The sequence below is a fragment of the Exiguobacterium acetylicum genome, from assembly GCF_022170825.1.
Classification (GTDB): domain Bacteria; phylum Bacillota; class Bacilli; order Exiguobacteriales; family Exiguobacteriaceae; genus Exiguobacterium_A; species Exiguobacterium_A acetylicum_B.
Window position 1 is genome coordinate 1164260 of record NZ_CP081878.1, and the last position, 16443, is coordinate 1180702.

The 16443-nt window shown below is 48.6% G+C and carries 13 protein-coding genes; 10 read left to right on the plus strand and 3 right to left on the minus strand.

Annotated elements, in window-relative coordinates; genetic code table 11:
• Positions 1 to 52: 52 nt before the first annotated feature.
• Positions 53 to 1297, minus strand: a complete 1245-nt coding sequence (locus K6T22_RS05965; RefSeq protein ID WP_238239412.1) for an MDR family MFS transporter — start codon at positions 1295 to 1297, stop codon at positions 53 to 55.
• 402 nt (positions 1298 to 1699) lie between these two features.
• On the opposite strand from K6T22_RS05965, the gene K6T22_RS05970 reads away from it, so the two are divergent.
• From K6T22_RS05970 to K6T22_RS05980, 3 genes are all read left to right on the plus strand, one after another.
• Positions 1700 to 3280 carry a peptide chain release factor 3 gene (locus K6T22_RS05970; protein ID WP_238239413.1) on the plus strand — a complete coding sequence of 527 codons (1581 nt, stop codon included), beginning with the start codon at positions 1700 to 1702 and terminating at the stop codon, positions 3278 to 3280.
• A 125-nt stretch (positions 3281 to 3405) separates the two neighbouring features.
• Positions 3406 to 3885, plus strand: a complete 480-nt coding sequence (locus tag K6T22_RS05975) for a YflT domain-containing protein (protein ID WP_238239414.1) — start codon at positions 3406 to 3408, stop codon at positions 3883 to 3885.
• A 120-nt stretch (positions 3886 to 4005) separates the two neighbouring features.
• Positions 4006 to 5094 (plus strand): MBL fold metallo-hydrolase, encoded by a 1089-nt coding sequence (locus tag K6T22_RS05980; protein WP_238239415.1) that lies wholly within the window; start codon positions 4006 to 4008, stop codon positions 5092 to 5094.
• Between the two features lie 105 nt (positions 5095 to 5199).
• Here the strand turns inward: K6T22_RS05980 and K6T22_RS05985 are convergent, their stop codons facing one another.
• Positions 5200 to 6438, minus strand: coding sequence for a purine/pyrimidine permease (locus K6T22_RS05985; RefSeq protein ID WP_238239417.1), 1239 nt, complete (start codon positions 6436 to 6438; stop codon positions 5200 to 5202).
• 107 nt (positions 6439 to 6545) lie between these two features.
• Here K6T22_RS05985 and K6T22_RS05990 point away from each other — a divergent pair, with 107 nt between their 5' ends.
• Genes K6T22_RS05990 through K6T22_RS06000 form a run of 3 tightly spaced genes read left to right on the plus strand, consistent with a single transcriptional unit; the run spans position 6546 to position 9188 of the window.
• Positions 6546 to 7367 (plus strand): LysR family transcriptional regulator, encoded by an 822-nt coding sequence (locus tag K6T22_RS05990; RefSeq protein WP_238239419.1) that lies wholly within the window; start codon positions 6546 to 6548, stop codon positions 7365 to 7367.
• A gap of 31 nt (positions 7368 to 7398) precedes the next feature.
• Positions 7399 to 8583 (plus strand): RtcB family protein, encoded by a 1185-nt coding sequence (locus K6T22_RS05995; protein ID WP_238239421.1) that lies wholly within the window; start codon positions 7399 to 7401, stop codon positions 8581 to 8583.
• A 26-nt stretch (positions 8584 to 8609) separates the two neighbouring features.
• On the plus strand, positions 8610 to 9188 hold the full coding sequence (locus K6T22_RS06000; RefSeq protein ID WP_238239422.1) for a hypothetical protein: 579 nt from the start codon (positions 8610 to 8612) through the stop codon (positions 9186 to 9188).
• A 33-nt stretch (positions 9189 to 9221) separates the two neighbouring features.
• On the opposite strand, the gene K6T22_RS06005 is transcribed toward K6T22_RS06000, so the two are convergent.
• A complete protein-coding gene (locus K6T22_RS06005) occupies positions 9222 to 9716 on the minus strand; it encodes a hypothetical protein (protein ID WP_238239434.1) in 495 nt (164 codons plus the stop codon).
• Positions 9717 to 9973: 257 nt separating this feature from the next.
• On the opposite strand from K6T22_RS06005, the gene acnA reads away from it, so the two are divergent.
• The 4 genes from acnA (at position 9974) to K6T22_RS06025 (ending at position 16441) form a co-directional block, all read left to right on the plus strand.
• Entirely contained in the window at positions 9974 to 12700 is a 2727-nt protein-coding gene (gene acnA / locus K6T22_RS06010) for an aconitate hydratase AcnA (protein WP_238239435.1), read from the plus strand.
• A gap of 57 nt (positions 12701 to 12757) precedes the next feature.
• The gene (locus tag K6T22_RS06015) at positions 12758 to 13228 is read left to right on the plus strand and encodes a DUF3939 domain-containing protein (protein ID WP_238239436.1); all 471 of its coding nucleotides are present in this window, start codon (positions 12758 to 12760) and stop codon (positions 13226 to 13228) included.
• A gap of 185 nt (positions 13229 to 13413) precedes the next feature.
• Positions 13414 to 14121 carry a hypothetical protein gene (locus K6T22_RS06020; RefSeq protein ID WP_023467799.1) on the plus strand — a complete coding sequence of 236 codons (708 nt, stop codon included), beginning with the start codon at positions 13414 to 13416 and terminating at the stop codon, positions 14119 to 14121.
• Positions 14122 to 14197: 76 nt separating this feature from the next.
• Positions 14198 to 16441 carry an AAA family ATPase gene (locus tag K6T22_RS06025; RefSeq protein ID WP_238239437.1) on the plus strand — a complete coding sequence of 748 codons (2244 nt, stop codon included), beginning with the start codon at positions 14198 to 14200 and terminating at the stop codon, positions 16439 to 16441.
• Positions 16442 to 16443: the final 2 nt, after the last annotated feature.

Here is a 16443-nt window from a genome sequence, read left to right on the forward strand (position 1 = left end):
ACGTGTAACGCTCTGACTGAAGTCGGGGCGCTACACATCGCTTTTTTTAGCTTTAAGCAGATTTCGTTAATCGTTTCGCACGCTGAATCGATCGGTCGAGTGCGAGATAGACACCACCCGAAACGCAGCAGAGCAATCCGATGAACGCTAGGGCGAAATCACCTTTCCCAGTGTCAAGGAACAAGGATCCGAGAAGCGGGGCGGTGACACCACCGATCAACCACTGAAGACTCGCAGCACCATTGTACGTTCCGCGAAGATGTTCCGGTGCAATCAAGGCGATGAACGTCATCTGGACAGGTGACATGATCATTTCGCCAAGTGTATAAAAAGCATAGATCGCAAGTAAGATTGTCACGAGGACGACATAATCCGTTCCGAGTGAGAACAAGTAAGACGGCACGAACGCGAGGAAAATCATCCCGATTCCAAAGATCGAAGCGCCAAGCAACATGACTTTTCCGAATGCCTTCCCTGACAAGCGAGCTGCGATCGGGAACTGGAACAAGACGACCATGATCCCGTTCAGTGCCATCAAGTAAGGGAACGGATTTTGTTTCGTTGGTAACCCCGGTAGTGCTTCTTTCAAAAAGACTGGCAACATGCTCTCGACGAGGGCAAAGCCCATCGAAATGAAGACACCAGCCCCGATGAAGATCAAAAAGACATGGTCCTTTCGCAAGACGGTCAGTGGTGAGACTTTGACTTCGTCTGTCTTTTCGATATAGTCCGGTTTTGTCTCTTCAATGAAGAAGTAGAGAACGAGTCCGTATAGGAAAAAGACGAAAGCAGCCGAGTAGAAGATGAGCGAACGATCGACGAACAGGACGGCGCTTCCGAGCAGCGGACCGAACGCTGCCCCAACGTTATGCCCCATCCGGAGCAATCCGAACGATTCGTTCAATCGTTCTGGCGGTGTGACGTCAGCAACCATGGCGCTTGCTGCCGGGTGGAACAGCGAACTCGATAAACCGAGCAGCGCGTTCAAAGCGAGCAACGGTCCGAATGAATCGGCGAACGAGAAACCGATTAAGGCGATGACGTCACCGATGATCGAGAGGACCATCAGTGGTTTTCGACCGAACTTATCGGCGAAGTGACCACCTAGGACGGCGCCGACGAGTGACATGATCGGTCCGGTCGCCATGATGACACCGACGAGGAAGTAGGAATCGAGTCGATCCGCGTAATAAAGAACTAAAAATGGTGCAATCATGAACATCATGATTCCCGTGATCGTTTCCCCGACGAACCGGATCCAGATGTTGCGATCGAGCTGTTTGAGTGCGTTAAACATAGTGAAAACCCCTTATATTCCGTTTTTAGACAATAGAAAAGACGGATACGCACAAATATGGGCATACCCGTCCTAATATAAGAGGGCAGCATGTACGTATACGCATACGCACACCCTGCTTAATTAAAAATTAAACGATTGGGTGACGTACAGTTGTAGCCGATACAAAGACAGTGTGGACAGATGTCCGGGCTTGATGGAATACCATTGTACGTCTCCTCCTTCTGTAATAGTGAACTTCCTAGTCATCGTAATGAAGAAAGTGTTGAATTGTCAACTTTTATTCTGAAAATTAAGTCAATGAAGTGAAATGGACGAGACCTTGAAAATTCGGTATGATAGACTAGTTGCGAAAAAGATTGATCGGACATTTGAATATATCGGTGAAAGGAACTACCATACATGACAAACATTTTACAAACGGAAGTCGAAAAGCGTCGGATTTTCGGCATCATTTCCCACCCGGATGCGGGTAAGACGACATTAACTGAAAAATTCCTCCTGCACGGAGGCGCAATCCGTGAGGCAGGTTCTGTCAAAGCGCGGAAAAACTCGAAATTCGCGAAATCCGACTGGATGGAAATCGAAAAACAACGCGGAATCTCTGTAACATCTTCGGTCATGCAATTCGAATACGATAAAAAAATCGTTTCGATCATGGATACACCAGGTCACTCAGACTTCGGTGAAGATACGTACCGGATCCTGACAGCTGTTGACTCGGCAATCATGGTCATCGATGCGGCGAAAGGGATTGAGTCGCAAACGAAGAAACTGTTCCAAGTTTGTCGGATGCGCGGTATTCCAATCTTTACGTTCATCAACAAGATGGACCGTCAAGCACGTGACCCACTCGAATTGATGGAAGAACTTGAAGAAGTGCTTGGCATCCCGTCGGTTGCTGTGACGTGGCCAGCTGGGTCAGGACAGCAGTTCGAAGGTGTTTACGACCGTGTCAAAGGACAATTCCATTGCTTCAAGAACGATCGGAAGACGATCGAACTTGGTGAGGAAGGTCTTGCGAACGAAGAACTCGCAACGACGATCAACTCGGAAATGTACGAGACGTTAATGGACGAAGTCGACTTACTCGACGGTGCAGGTAACGAGTACAATGAAGAATTGATTGCGAAAGGCGAATTGACTCCGGTCTTCTTCGGATCAGCCCTTGTTGATTTCGGTGTCACACCGCTTCTCGAGCATTACTTGAATCTGTCTCCTTCACCGACACCACGTGAGTCGAATAAAGGAAAGGTCGAACCTGCTCAAGAATTCTTCAGTGGTTTCGTCTTCAAAATTCAAGCGAACATGAACCCGAACCACCGCGACCGGATTGCGTTCGTTCGGATTTGTACTGGTAAGTTCGATCGTGGGATGGACGTCGTCTTGACACGGACAGGTAAGAAAATGAAACTGTCACAGTCAACTCAATTTATGGCGGATGAGCGTGAAACGGTCAACGAAGCGTTTGCAGGAGATGTCATCGGATTATACGATTCAGGCAACTATCAAATCGGTGATACGATTACGAACGGTGATCCTTCACTGCAATACGAAGCACTCCCAACGTTCGCGCCGGAACTCTTCTTGAAGGTCTATACGAAAAACGCCTTGAAGTCGAAACAGTTCCAAAAAGGTGTCGAGCAGCTCGCACAAGAAGGAGCGATCCAGGTCTACAAAACGGAATACAACGAAATTATCCTCGGAGCGATCGGACAACTCCAATTCGAAGTCTTCGAGCACCGGCTCAAAGGTGAGTATGGCGTTGATATCTTGAAGGATGCTGCGAACTTCCAAGTTGCGAAGTGGATCAAGCCGGCAGAAGTCGCTGCTGTCAAACAATTGACGGATTCACGGACGGTTCTTGTGTATGACCGCTGGGAAAACGCCGTTCTGTTATTCGCGAACGATTTCGTCTACGAGCGATTCGTTCAGAAAAACGAAGGAACGATCACTTTGGTCGATTCACCGCAACAACTTTAATTTTTTCACGGACTACTTTTCGAAGTGGTCCGTTTTTTCGTTCTTGAAATCTCGTTTGATGACAATCGAACAAGGGTAAAAATAGAGCGTGTTTGAATTCATATGAAAAAGGAAGGTGTCATGTGATGGCGAAACGTTTTGTTGGAATCTATCAAGATCAATCGAGTCTAGAACGAAAAATTGAGGATTTGAAACAACAGGGGCATCATGAATCGGACTTTTCTGTAGTGGGTCGAGATGACGCAGCAGACGAAGCATCAGGTGCAAGCTGGATCGATCAAGTCAAATCAAAGTTCTCTAAAGAACCACCGCTTCGTGAGACGTTAAAACGTGTCGGGCACTCAGATGATGAGGCAGAACGGCATTACGCGGAAGTTGAACGCGGCGGTCTTGCATTGTTCGTCAAGGATCGAGATCACGACCATGATCACGATCACGATCACCATCATGACCATGAGCATCATCATAACCATAACCACGACCATGATCACCGACATGATGACAATAAAGTCGAAAATCCAGGGAACAACGCCTATGAAACCAATCATCGTGAGGACGCTGAGAAGAGCGACCGGGCGAAATGGAAAGCCGACGATATCGATTAATACCTAGAAGTGAAGACACCGCTTTCGGTGAACTTCACTTTTTTTCGCACCTGGAGTCGTAGGGCGAGATGTGTGAGGAATCGAGGTGCTATACTGAGAGCATCGAAGAGGTGATAAGACATGAAAAAAGTAGTGACAGCTTTAGCAGGAATCGGTCTTGCAAGTGCGTGGTTCATCAACCGATATCCTGTGTTCGGGAAACGACCAAGCCGAGCGGATCGACGCAGTTTTGAACGGTCAGATCGTTTTATCGATGGGAAATTCAAAAATGAGACGGATTTCCAGTTGAAAATGGAATGGGAATCAATGAAAAGTATTTTAAAGGACTACGGACGAAACATTCCGAATCTACGTCCTGTCAAAGCATTGCCGACGCTTCCGTATCAACGACGAGAAGACGATAGCGAAGCACCGCGTGTCACGTGGTTTGGACATTCGGCGTTTTTACTCGAAATTGACGGGCAGACGATTTTCTTTGACCCGATGCTCGGTCGCGCCCCGTCACCGTTCCCGAAACTAGGAGGAGGACGTTTTCAAACGACGCAGAAAGTCGATCTCGAGCGACTTCCATTGATTGATGTCGTCGTCTATTCACATGATCATTATGATCATCTCGACTATCCATCGGTTCTCGCTTTGAAAAATCGAGTCGGTCGCTTCATCGTGCCGCTCGGTGTCGGTAGTCGTCTGCGTGGATGGGGCGTAGCAGCAGATCGGATCACGGAACTCGACTGGCATGAATCGACGCAAGTCGGCGGTATTAAATTGACGGCAGCTCCATCACGCCATTATTCCGGTCGAAATGGTCTTGATCAGTTTTCAACGCTTTGGGCGTCATGGGTCATCGAAGGCTCACAAAAAGTCTTCTTTAGTGGAGATAGCGGATACGGTCCGCACTTCAAGGCGATCGGTGAACAATATGGTCCGTTTGATCTGACGATGATGGAATGTGGGCAGTATGATGTCCGGTGGTCGAATTCGCATATGTTACCGGAACAGACGGTTCAAGCGCACCGTGACGTTAAAGGACGGGTCTTGATGCCGATTCACTGGTCCGCCTTCATCCTCGCGTTTCATGCGTGGTTCGAACCGGTCGAACGGTTATTAAAAGAAGCAAAACGCGATGAAATTCCTGTTCTGACACCGATGATTGGGGAGAGTGTGACACCAGAGAGCACGACACGGAAATGGTGGCGCGAAGTGCGTTGAGTGAAGTAGCTTTTTGTTTTTAATTGAATACGAAGATGTAAAAATAGCCTTTCCGACACCCTCCGGAAAGGCTATTTTTTATTAGTTCAATTTAATTCAAATGATTCAGCTCGCTAGTCGATCCGCTTGTTTCGCGCGACGTGAGCGAACTTTTTCGATGATTTCGAAACCGAGCACGAGCATTGTTCCAACAAGCAATCCATTGCTGAGGAATGGACGCAGCGTCAACGGTAGGACTTCAGCGATGACGGTCGATTGCAACAAGATACTGATACCGATGACGGCACTGATCGCAAACGCATGACGGCGTCGACTGTTTTCCATGTTACTTTCTGCTGACTGCCAGGCAATCAGGAACATGTGCGGCAATGTCGCAAGCAATGCGGCACTCGCAACGCTACGTGGTAATGTCGCAATGATGCCGATCAAGCTTGGGAAGAAACCAATCAGTGCGATGACAAGTGAGGCAATCAAGAACGGACGGCGTTTCCGGCTACCTGTTTGCGCGATGAAGCCACTCGTGATCGGTAAAGGAACCGGTACAAGCGTCGAGAACGTAGCAGCGAGCAAGTGAATGACACCTTCGATCGATAACCCTTGGTGCAAGCGTCCTTGTTTTTGAAGCGTCGCTTCGACGGCGCTTAAGGCAGCAATCAAGTTGACGACGAGTAAGATTGCGAATGGAATCGCGACAAGAAATGCACTGCCGTCAAACTGCGGCCACCCGAAGGGTAACGCTTGTGGTGGTGCAAACAAACTAGACGACGTAGGAAGCGACGGACGGCTGACGAGCCAACCGACGATGATTCCGATCATCAAGGCAAACGGACGTAAGCGGCTCGGACCGAATTGACTGAGTCCGAGGACGAGTAAGAACGTGATGATACCGGCAACGCGAGTCGCTTCAACGGCGAGGACGGCACCGAGCATGACACCTGTTAATTGAATACATAATAAGAGCAAAAACGTTCCGCTGACGAGCGGTGTGAAGACAGGTAATAAGTATTTCGTCCATCCTGTTAAACCAAGGATGATGAGAACAACACCAGCAATGACAACAGCTGCCATCGCAATCGTAAAGGCTGTTTTTGAATCGACCGGTAAGGCGGCGATGACGACGAAGATGCTGACCCATGATCCGGCAGGGCCCGATACGATCGGAAGCCGGTGGCCGAAAGCGCCATGTAGGAAACAGGCAATCCCGCCTACAAAGAACGACCGTTGGACAAGGGCAGCTGTTTCGACTGAGGAGAGGTCGAACAGACTGGCGACGACGATTGGTAAGGCAATCGTGTTCGCGAGTAAAAAGACGATCCACTGGAAGGTAGAAGTCGTTTGTTTCATGAAAAAGCTCCTTTCTTTAACTTCAGATATTCCTGCATCATAGCATATGATTGATGTTATGATTCATATATCTTTATATATGAAAACATATGAAAGAGATGATGAATATGGATTTACGGCAGTACCGCTATTTTTGTGCGGTCTTTGAGGAACAATCCGTTACGCGAGCAGCGGAGCGCTTACGGATGGCACAACCTGCCTTAACCCAGCAAATCCGGCGAATGGAAGAAGAGCTCGGTGTTCGTCTGATTGAGCGGGCAGGACGCGGGATCCGAATTACGCCAAGTGGCAATCGCTTATATGAACGAGCGGTCTCTTTACTACAGTTCGAGCAGGAGACACGGATGGAAGTGAGCGATATCGAAGCCGGTCGTACGGGGATTTTGCGGATTGGTGTCAACACGTTATCAGCCAGCCGTTTAGTCGACTGGATTGAACAGATGAAGCGGCGACATCCTGGCATCATCTTACAAGTCCACCAAGGAGAATCGAGTGCGCTCATCGAACGGTTGAAAGAGCGATCGCTTGATGCAGCGTTCGTTCGTCTCCCAATTGATGCGCAAGGTGTCTCAATCGAATGGATGGAGGAAGAACCCTTTCATCAAGTCTGGCACCCCGATCATCCGACCGCAGATCTGATCATTCCAAGTCAAGAAGGACTCGGTGTCTTTCAGACGTTAAGTCAACGACTCGGTGTCGTATCGCAAGAGACGTGTTCCGATGTCTTGACGCTGATCGGACTCGTCCGCAGCGGACAAGCCGTAACCGTCTTACCGAAAAGTACATTGCGGGAACTAGATATGACAGGACTGCACCAGACATACCTGTCAGGTGCATCAAGTACAACAGCTTTCGTCTGGTTAACAGAGACAGGACCGACGACACTGACGAAACAGTTCATTGAAATCATGCAAGAAATAGCAGACTAATTAAATCGATCGGAAAGAAAGGATAGATTGTATGAAAACAATTCAAGGTACGTACGGGGAAGCAAAAATTTTCACGGATAACGTGGACGACCTGACGATTCAACAGGTCTCCGCCATGTTAAACGAACAATTTGCGACAGACAGTCGCGTCCGGATTATGCCAGACTGTCATGCTGGAAAAGGCTCCGTCATCGGAACGACGATGCATGTGACCGACGAAGTCGTACCAAATCTCGTTGGGGTCGACATTGGTTGTGGCATGTTATGCACGCGACTCGTTGAACAGGGACCGATTGACTATGCGAAATTGGATGCAACGATTCAGCGTCTTGTTCCTAGTGGTATGTCGGTACGGCAGCAAGCCCATCCATTGTCTGAACAGATACCATTTGATCAAGTACTTGCTCCGTTTAACGAGACCCGCGCACGATTATCGATTGGTACGCTCGGTGGAGGAAATCACTTCATTGAACTGAATCAGGATGCAGCAGGACAATTATATCTCGTGATTCATTCTGGTAGCCGCAATCTTGGGAAGACAATCGCTGAACATTATCAAGCAGAAGCGGAAACAACGCGATTCCAGTTTGATGCGGACCTAGTGATCGCAGAATTAAAGCAACAAGTGCGTCAGTCAGATATTCAGGAGACTTTACAACAACTGAAGGAACAACGATCTTCATTTAACAAAGACTTAGCATCTGTTTCCGGCGAAGCGATGGAGCGCTACCTGCATGATCTTAAGATCGCGCAACGTTACGCAGCACTAAATCGACAAGCGATGACCGAGGTCATTTTCGAAGCGATGGGATGGACGGTAGCGGATCAGTTCGATACGATTCACAACTATATTGATCTCGAGGCAATGATTCTACGAAAAGGTGCCATCTCTGCGAAAGAAGGCGAACGGGCAATCATTCCGATGAACATGCGCGATGGCTCCTTGATCGTCGTCGGAAAAGGAAATCCCGATTGGAACTATTCTGCGCCACACGGAGCAGGGCGTATTATGTCGCGGTCAAAAGCATTCAAAACGGTTGAACTAGATGCGTTTGAAAAGACCATGACTGATGTCTGGTCGAGTTCTGTCGTCGCATCGACACGTGACGAATCACCGTTCGTCTACAAACCGACGGACGAAATCATCCGTAACACGAAAGAAACGGTCGATGTCATCGAAATCATTAAACCGCTATACAATTTTAAGGCGAAGTGAAGTAGTTCGTTATAGGAGGGTGTGTCGTGAAACATAGAGGGAGAATGCTAATCCTGATTTCAAGTATATTTTTAATCGCTGGGTGTACAGATGAGGCAGCCACGACGAAGCCGAAAGCAGAGGTCAAAACAGCTGCTCATACGGATCAAAAGATAAACGAAAAGCAACATCAAGTGTTGACACATGAGCAGTATGAAAAATTATTCGAAAACATGGATCAGCATGTAAAGATAGATCAATTCCAGTTGAAGGCAAGCACGCTAGGAGACGATTTCACGGTTGTAGATCGAGCATTAAGTTTCGGTAAGCGACGATGGTTGACTGTTGATGGAACAATCGACAGTGGATCAACACAAGAGTCACTTTATTTTGAGAATAAAAAGCAAGATACGCAGTTAGCAATCCATTTTGCATATACGGACCGATACATAGGCAATGATATGGTTCAGTATCAATCAAACGGTGGTTACGGCGAGCTCATTATCATTAGCTACAAAAACATCCTCATATCCGTACAACAAAATTCATTAAACAAAGTAGATCCTGACACGACACAGGAAGCAGCAAAACAGGTGATCAACGAATTAAAAAACGTCCCCGTTTAAAACGAGAACGTAAAGGTGACAACTCTGATTTGATTAGACCGTACCATCCGGTAACGTCTCACCTGTGCGTCGAATCGTCGCTCCGAGTTCAGCGGCGATCGCATTGACGGCTTCTGAATCTTCGTTGACCTCACTGATGAGGATGACACCGTAATGGTTGGGATTGATCTGATTCAGCGTCCGGTTGAATAAATCAAATGATTCCCGCTCGTTCTTCTCATCCCGATTTGCACCGATCAAGTAGCCAGCGACGGAACCGACGAGCATACCGAACGGACCACCGACGACACCAATCGCCATACCGATAAGGGAACCTTTAAACGATTGATCTTGTTGCGTGAAGTCGATTGCATCGATGAAAGAGAAGCCTTCCGCTTCGTCACGTTTCGCGAGAACCATCTGATCCATCTCGATTTCCTTGATTGCTTCGAGATCTTTAATCATCGCAAAGCCTGTTTTTGCTTGTTCTAAATCGCTGAATATGATTGTCGTAATGACGTGCGTTGCTTCGCTTTTATATTTCGCCATAATAAACGCCTCCACAAGAATCGGATATCGTACTACACTTTTTAAGTACCCTGAACATTCTAAATGGAAACGCCTGACGGTAAATATGAGAAAAACAAGACAACAGAATAATTTTCTAATATTGGCAATAAGTAAAACTTATCGAAAGTCTTTTGTTCTTTCAAATTGTAACGGAATCCATATTATACTATGATAGAACTGTACAAGTAAGCGGTATCAGGGGCTTGATGTCGTGAACACTTAAAGGGGGAATCACCATGAAGCAAACAGATGTGTCGCAAGATGTCTTTGGCGCACGCCGTTCGTTTGAAGCAAACGGTAAGAATTATCAGTACTACAGTCTTGAAAAATTGGAAGAACTCGGATTGACGGAAGTCAAACGCCTTCCATATTCGATTCGTGTCCTACTCGAGTCAGTACTTCGTCAACAAGATGGTCGTTCGATCACACGTGAACACGTCGAGAACTTGGCGAAATGGGGAACAGCTCAAGTTTCGAACGATGTCGATGTTCCGTTCAAACCGTCACGCGTTATCCTGCAAGACTTCACAGGTGTTCCAACGGTCGTAGACCTCGCGTCACTTCGTAAAGCGATGCAAGATCTCGGTGGAGACCCATCGGTCATCAACCCAGAAGTACCAGTTGACCTCGTCGTTGACCACTCGGTTCAAGTCGATGCATACGGTTTTGCTGGTGCACTTGCAGAAAACATGGATCTCGAATTCGAGCGTAACGAAGAACGTTACAAATTACTTCGCTGGGCGACATCGGCATTCGATAACTACCGTGCCGTACCACCAGCAACAGGGATCGTCCACCAAGTCAACCTCGAGTACTTGGCATCTGTCGTCCTTGAAAAGGAAACAGCGGACGGTACAGTTGATGTGTACCCAGATACACTCGTCGGAACGGATTCACACACGACGATGATCAACGGTCTCGGCGTCCTCGGTTGGGGTGTCGGTGGGATCGAAGCGGAAGCGGGCATGCTCGGGCAGCCATCGTTCTTCCCAGTACCAGAAGTCATCGGTGTACGCATCACAGGTGAGATGCACCCAGGAACGACAGCAACAGACGTTGCCCTTCGCGTAACGGAAATGCTCCGTCAAGAGAACGTCGTCGGTAAATTCGTCGAGTTCTTCGGTCCATCACTCCACTTGATGTCACTTTCTGACCGGGCGACAATCGCAAACATGGCGCCAGAATACGGTGCAACATGTGGATTCTTCCCAGTTGATACAGAAACACTGACGTACCTTCGTTTGACAGGGCGCGATGAAGAATTGATCGAAAAAGTCGAGAACTACTCGAAAGCAAACGGTTTGTTCTACACGCCACAAAACGAGGATCCAACATTCACGAAAACAGTCGAACTCGATCTTTCAACGATTGTTCCTGCTCTTGCTGGACCAAAACGTCCACAAGACCGGATTGATTTGACAGATGTGCATACATCATTCAAAAAAGCGTTGACGGCTCCACAAGGAAACGCTGGATTTGGTCTTGCAGAAGAAGAAGCAAACAAAGTCGCAGTCATTCAGTTCGAAGACGAAGCGGTTGAGATGCGTACAGGGGACGTGGCAATCGCTGCGATCACGAGTTGTACGAACACATCAAACCCATACGTCATGATCGGTGCGGGACTCGTCGCGAAAAAAGCGATTGAACTCGGTCTTTCGGTTCCGAAATACGTTAAGACTTCCCTTGCGCCAGGATCGAAGGTCGTTACGGATTACCTCGAGAAATCAGGACTCCAAACGTATCTTGACGAACTCGGCTTCAACACGGTCGGTTACGGCTGTACGACATGTATCGGTAACTCCGGTCCACTCGACCGTGCTGTTGAAGATGCAATCCTTGGTTCAGACTTGCTCGTTTCGTCTGTCCTCTCAGGAAACCGTAACTTCGAAGGTCGTGTCCACCCGCTCGTCAAAGCGAACTACTTGGCTTCACCGCCACTCGTCGTCGCTTATGCACTTGCAGGAACGGTCGACGTCGATATCATGAACGCGTCACTCGGAACAGGCAAAGACGGACAAGAAGTCTTCTTCGCTGACATCTGGCCTTCGCGTGATGAGATCCAAACGATCATCAACACGGTCGTCACACCAGAAAGCTTCCGTGCAGAATACGATTCAGTCTTCACAGGAAACGAACGCTGGAACAACCTTGACGTGCCAACAGGAGATCAGTATGACTTCGACGGTGAGTCGACATACATCCAAAACCCACCGTTCTTCGAGAACCTTGCGAAGGAAGCTGGTCAAGTCGAAGCCCTCAACGGACTCCGTGTCTTCGGTAAGTTCGCTGATTCGGTCACGACGGACCACATCTCACCAGCTGGTTCATTCTCGAAAACGACACCAGCCGGTCAATACCTCGTCAACAAAGGGGTTGCACCAAAAGACTTCAACTCATACGGTTCACGTCGTGGTAACCACGAAATCATGATGCGCGGAACGTTCGCGAACATCCGGATCCGTAACCAAGTCGCTCCAGGTACTGAAGGTGGCTTCACGACGTACTGGCCAACAGGCGAAACGATGGCAATGTACGATGCTGCGATGAAGTACAAAGAAGATGGCACAGGTCTCGTCATCCTCGCTGGTAAAGATTACGGAATGGGTTCTTCCCGTGACTGGGCAGCAAAAGGAACGAACTTGCTCGGCGTCAAAGCCGTCATCGCGGAGAGCTTCGAGCGGATTCACCGTTCAAACCTCGTCATGATGGGTGTTCTGCCGCTTCAATATGTGGCAGGCACGACAGCGGAAACACTTGGTCTAACAGGTGAAGAAGCAATCAGTATCGCAATCGATGAGTCTGTTCGTCCACGTGACATCGTCAAAGTCACAGCAACAGCGGCAGATGGAAAAGTCACTGAATTCGAAGCAATTGCTCGTTTTGATTCAGAAGTCGACATCGATTACTACCGTCACGGCGGGATCTTACCAATGGTCCTTCGTGAACGTCTCCAACAAGCATAAATTGTCTAATCAAAGGTGGGGGAAACCCCACCTTTTTTTGACGAGAGGGGGAATCCGATGAACCGATTCAAGAAGTGGTTTCAACCGAAGGAAGGTCAGCCATTGCCGATGCGTGATGTGACGCTTGAAGAAGTCAAACAAGCGACGCATGCCTTTGAATCCGAACTACCGAAAGGGACGAATCGGACGGTACTTCTGGATGATGAGCAGCGCATCGACTTAAAGCAGCTGGAGCCGTATTTAAAGGTCCGTTCGACACAAGTGTTTTACATGTCGCGCGAGACATTCGCCATCATGGAAGCAAAAGACCGGGAACTCGTCTATGAGATGGATCATGTTCAAGTTGCCGTTGATCGTTACTTTGACCGGGTGAAGAAGCTCCCTTTGAAAGCGTATAGTAAAACGTTCCAAGTCGACTGTGCGATGTTGTATCAGGATGGCTATTTACGCGAAATGCCGCATCATAGCTATTACCTCGTCGATGAGTCGATGATTGTCTCGTTAACACCAAAAGAACAACAGTCTTGATGCCTAGACGAGCCGAAATGATTCGGTTCGTCTTTTTTTGTCGTCTAGACCGTTTTCAGATTTGTTCAAAAGTCTGACGAATTTAGTTAGAAATCGTGAAATCTCGGACAAACCCTTTGTATTCTCCCCTTAAAACCGATACGATGATAAGGAATAGAGACTTGAGCTAGGAAGGTGTACATGGCATGACGAAACGAACGAGCACGTGGATTGCAGTAGCAATCGTGGCAATGGCGATCCTCCTTGCCTACAATTTTTATCTCTTGAACAAGACGCAGACCGCAAGCGATGAAAAAGCTGCGACGGTCAAACCGTTCTATACGATGACACGCATTCAATATGTTGAGAAAAAGCTCGCGACGAAAAAGGATGAACTTGAATCACGCACGTATGAAGTCGTCTTTAATGACAAAGGACACTTCCGGACAGAAGTCGTAGACGGTCCGTCTAAAGGGTCGCTTGCGATCTGGAACGGTACGATGTTCCGTGAGTATGATGCGACAGGCAAATTAGTCAATGAGACGAAAGCTGGCAAGAGCGTCAGTGCGCCGCGCCCATTCCTCTCACGTGGGTTCAACGAACAGATCCTCGCCTTCATCAACAAAGGTGACTTTGGACAAGTCGAAGGGGAAGCGGACATTGCCGGAATGGCAGCAGACGTGTATGTGAAAAAAGAACCGTCGAGTACGGTACCAGAGGACTGGATCAAACAATATCCATCGATCTTCGATAAAGAAAATAACCAAGAACAAGCGACGTATTACGTAGCATCTGACCGTTCGAAAGTACTTGGTGCGGAATCGCGTAATAACGGTAAACTGTTCTACTCCGTCAAGATGAAGAGTTTTGAAACGATCGATACGTTCGATCCTGATTGGTTAAAAGCAAAATAATCAAGAAACGACCGGCGATGACGCTACGAAACGGTAGCGGACAAAGTCGGTTTTTTCGAGACGCAGGAGGTTCAACATGGAAGCATTCTCGAAAGAGGAGATGTTCAATCAAATCAAGGCGTGGGAAGAGGGCGCAAAAGTCGAGGAGGTGCTAGCGTTACGATATGCCCAAAGTAGTCGGTTACTTGGCGAAACGGAAGCACTCGTCCGGATATTAGCGTTACTCGTCGAGCATCGCTATATTATGACAGGACGACTCGATGCGCTTGCTGAGAGCTGGATGCAAGAGATTCGTCAGCACGATCGCTTGCCGGCACGTCTCGAACAGTTATTAACGGAACAACAATTACAAAGTACGTATCAACGTCTCGTCGCGCATACGTTCCCGACGATTCGCGAAACAGATAATGCGAACGCCAAACGATCGGCGACGAAGGAACTGATCCTCCAAGCGAGCCAAATCGTCGAGGAAACGGATCAAATCGTCGAACTGACGGAACGGTTGCGCCGCTTGGATGCTGAACGCTGGACGGAGCTGTTTGACGCTGGAACAGCATTACTTCGATCGAGTGCCACGCTTGAACAGACCGCGCAGACGTTCGTCGATAGCCTACAAGAGCGCTTCTATTCCCGAGAAGCGTTCCGCGAGATGACGGAACTGAAGGCGACGACGATTCAAGACCTCAAACGTGTCGTTGCTTTGCTCCCCGTTGAAAGCAAACAAGTCGAGCGATCGGCACTCGAGGAACTCGACGCGATGATTGGTTTAGAAGACATCAAACAACGGGTTCACCATATGTATCGGTTCTTGAAGTATCAACAAAAACGATCGGAAGATGGCTATCGTTCAAGCGATCAACCATCGCTACACATGATCTTCATGGGGAATCCGGGTACCGGGAAGACGACACTTGCTCGCTTGATGGCGAAGATTTACCACGAGCTCGGACTCCTCGAACGACCAGAAGTCGTCGAGACGGATCGTTCATCGCTCGTCGGCGCATTCGTTGGTCAGACGGAAGAACAAGTCATGAGCAAGGTCCGCGAAGCCGTCGGTGGTGTGCTCTTCATCGATGAGGCCTACGCTTTAAAACGTGCCGGACAAAGTGGCAACGACTATGGACAAGCAGCGATTGACACGCTTGTCGCCGCGATGACGAGTGGCGAGTATGCGGGGCGGTTTGCGGTCGTCCTTGCTGGTTATCCGGAAGAGATGCGCGATTTCCTGAAGGCGAATCCGGGACTCCGGAGTCGTTTCCCGGAATCGAATCATTATCTGCTTGCTGACTATACAGATCAGGAGTTACTCGCCATCGGACGATCGATTGCAACAGCAAATGATTACGTCTTGACGGAACAAGCAGAACGAGCACTGCTCGGTCGCTTGGAGCGGGAACGTGTCGACGCAAGCTTCGGAAACGGTCGGGCCGTCCGCAACATCGTGCTCGATGCGATCTTCAAAAAAGGGGCGAGTCTCGGGGAAAGTGCGAGTCACGAGGACTTCGCCTTACTCGAACAAGAAGATTTCGAGATGGTGCAGGAACCGGACGCTACTGTCGAGGAACGGATTGCCTCACTCGTCGGACTGTCTGATCTTAAAGATGAACTGAAGCAGATCGAAGCGTTATTATCGATGCAAAAACGTCGTCGGGAAGCGGGCTATAAAGTCTTGCCAGTCGAATTGCACGCGGTCTTTAGCGGCAATAGTGGAACCGGGAAGACGACCGTCGCTCAGCTCTATGCTGATGTCTTACGACAATGCGGTTATTTGAAACGCGGACATTTGAAAGTCGTCAGTCGGGCGGATCTCGTCTCTGGTTACGTCGGACAAACGGCGCAAAAAACACGTGACGCGATCCGCGACGCGCTAGGTGGTGTCTTATTCATCGATGAGGCATATGCGTTGAACGGCGGAGCGAACGACTTCGGGAAGGAAGCGATCGATACGCTCGTTGACGAGATGACGAAACATCAAGATAATCTCGTCGTTGTCCTTGCCGGTTACGAGCAACAGATGAATGCCTTACTTGCTAGTAATCCAGGGTTAAAATCACGCTTTAAACGATCATTCCACTTCCCAAATTACTCGCCAGACGAGTTGATTGAAATCATTGAGGGCTACGCAGCACGATTTGGGTACGAGCTGACGGAGGATGCACGACAAACGCTGACAGAGAAGATTGACGTCGTTCCGAACGGAAACGCCCGGGCGGCGATTACGATCGTTGAACAAGCTATCGCGAAGCAGTCGATGCGATTAATTGACAAAGTTAGCTTATCCGGTTCAGAATGGTCCTATCTTGAAAAAGAGGATTTTTAAGG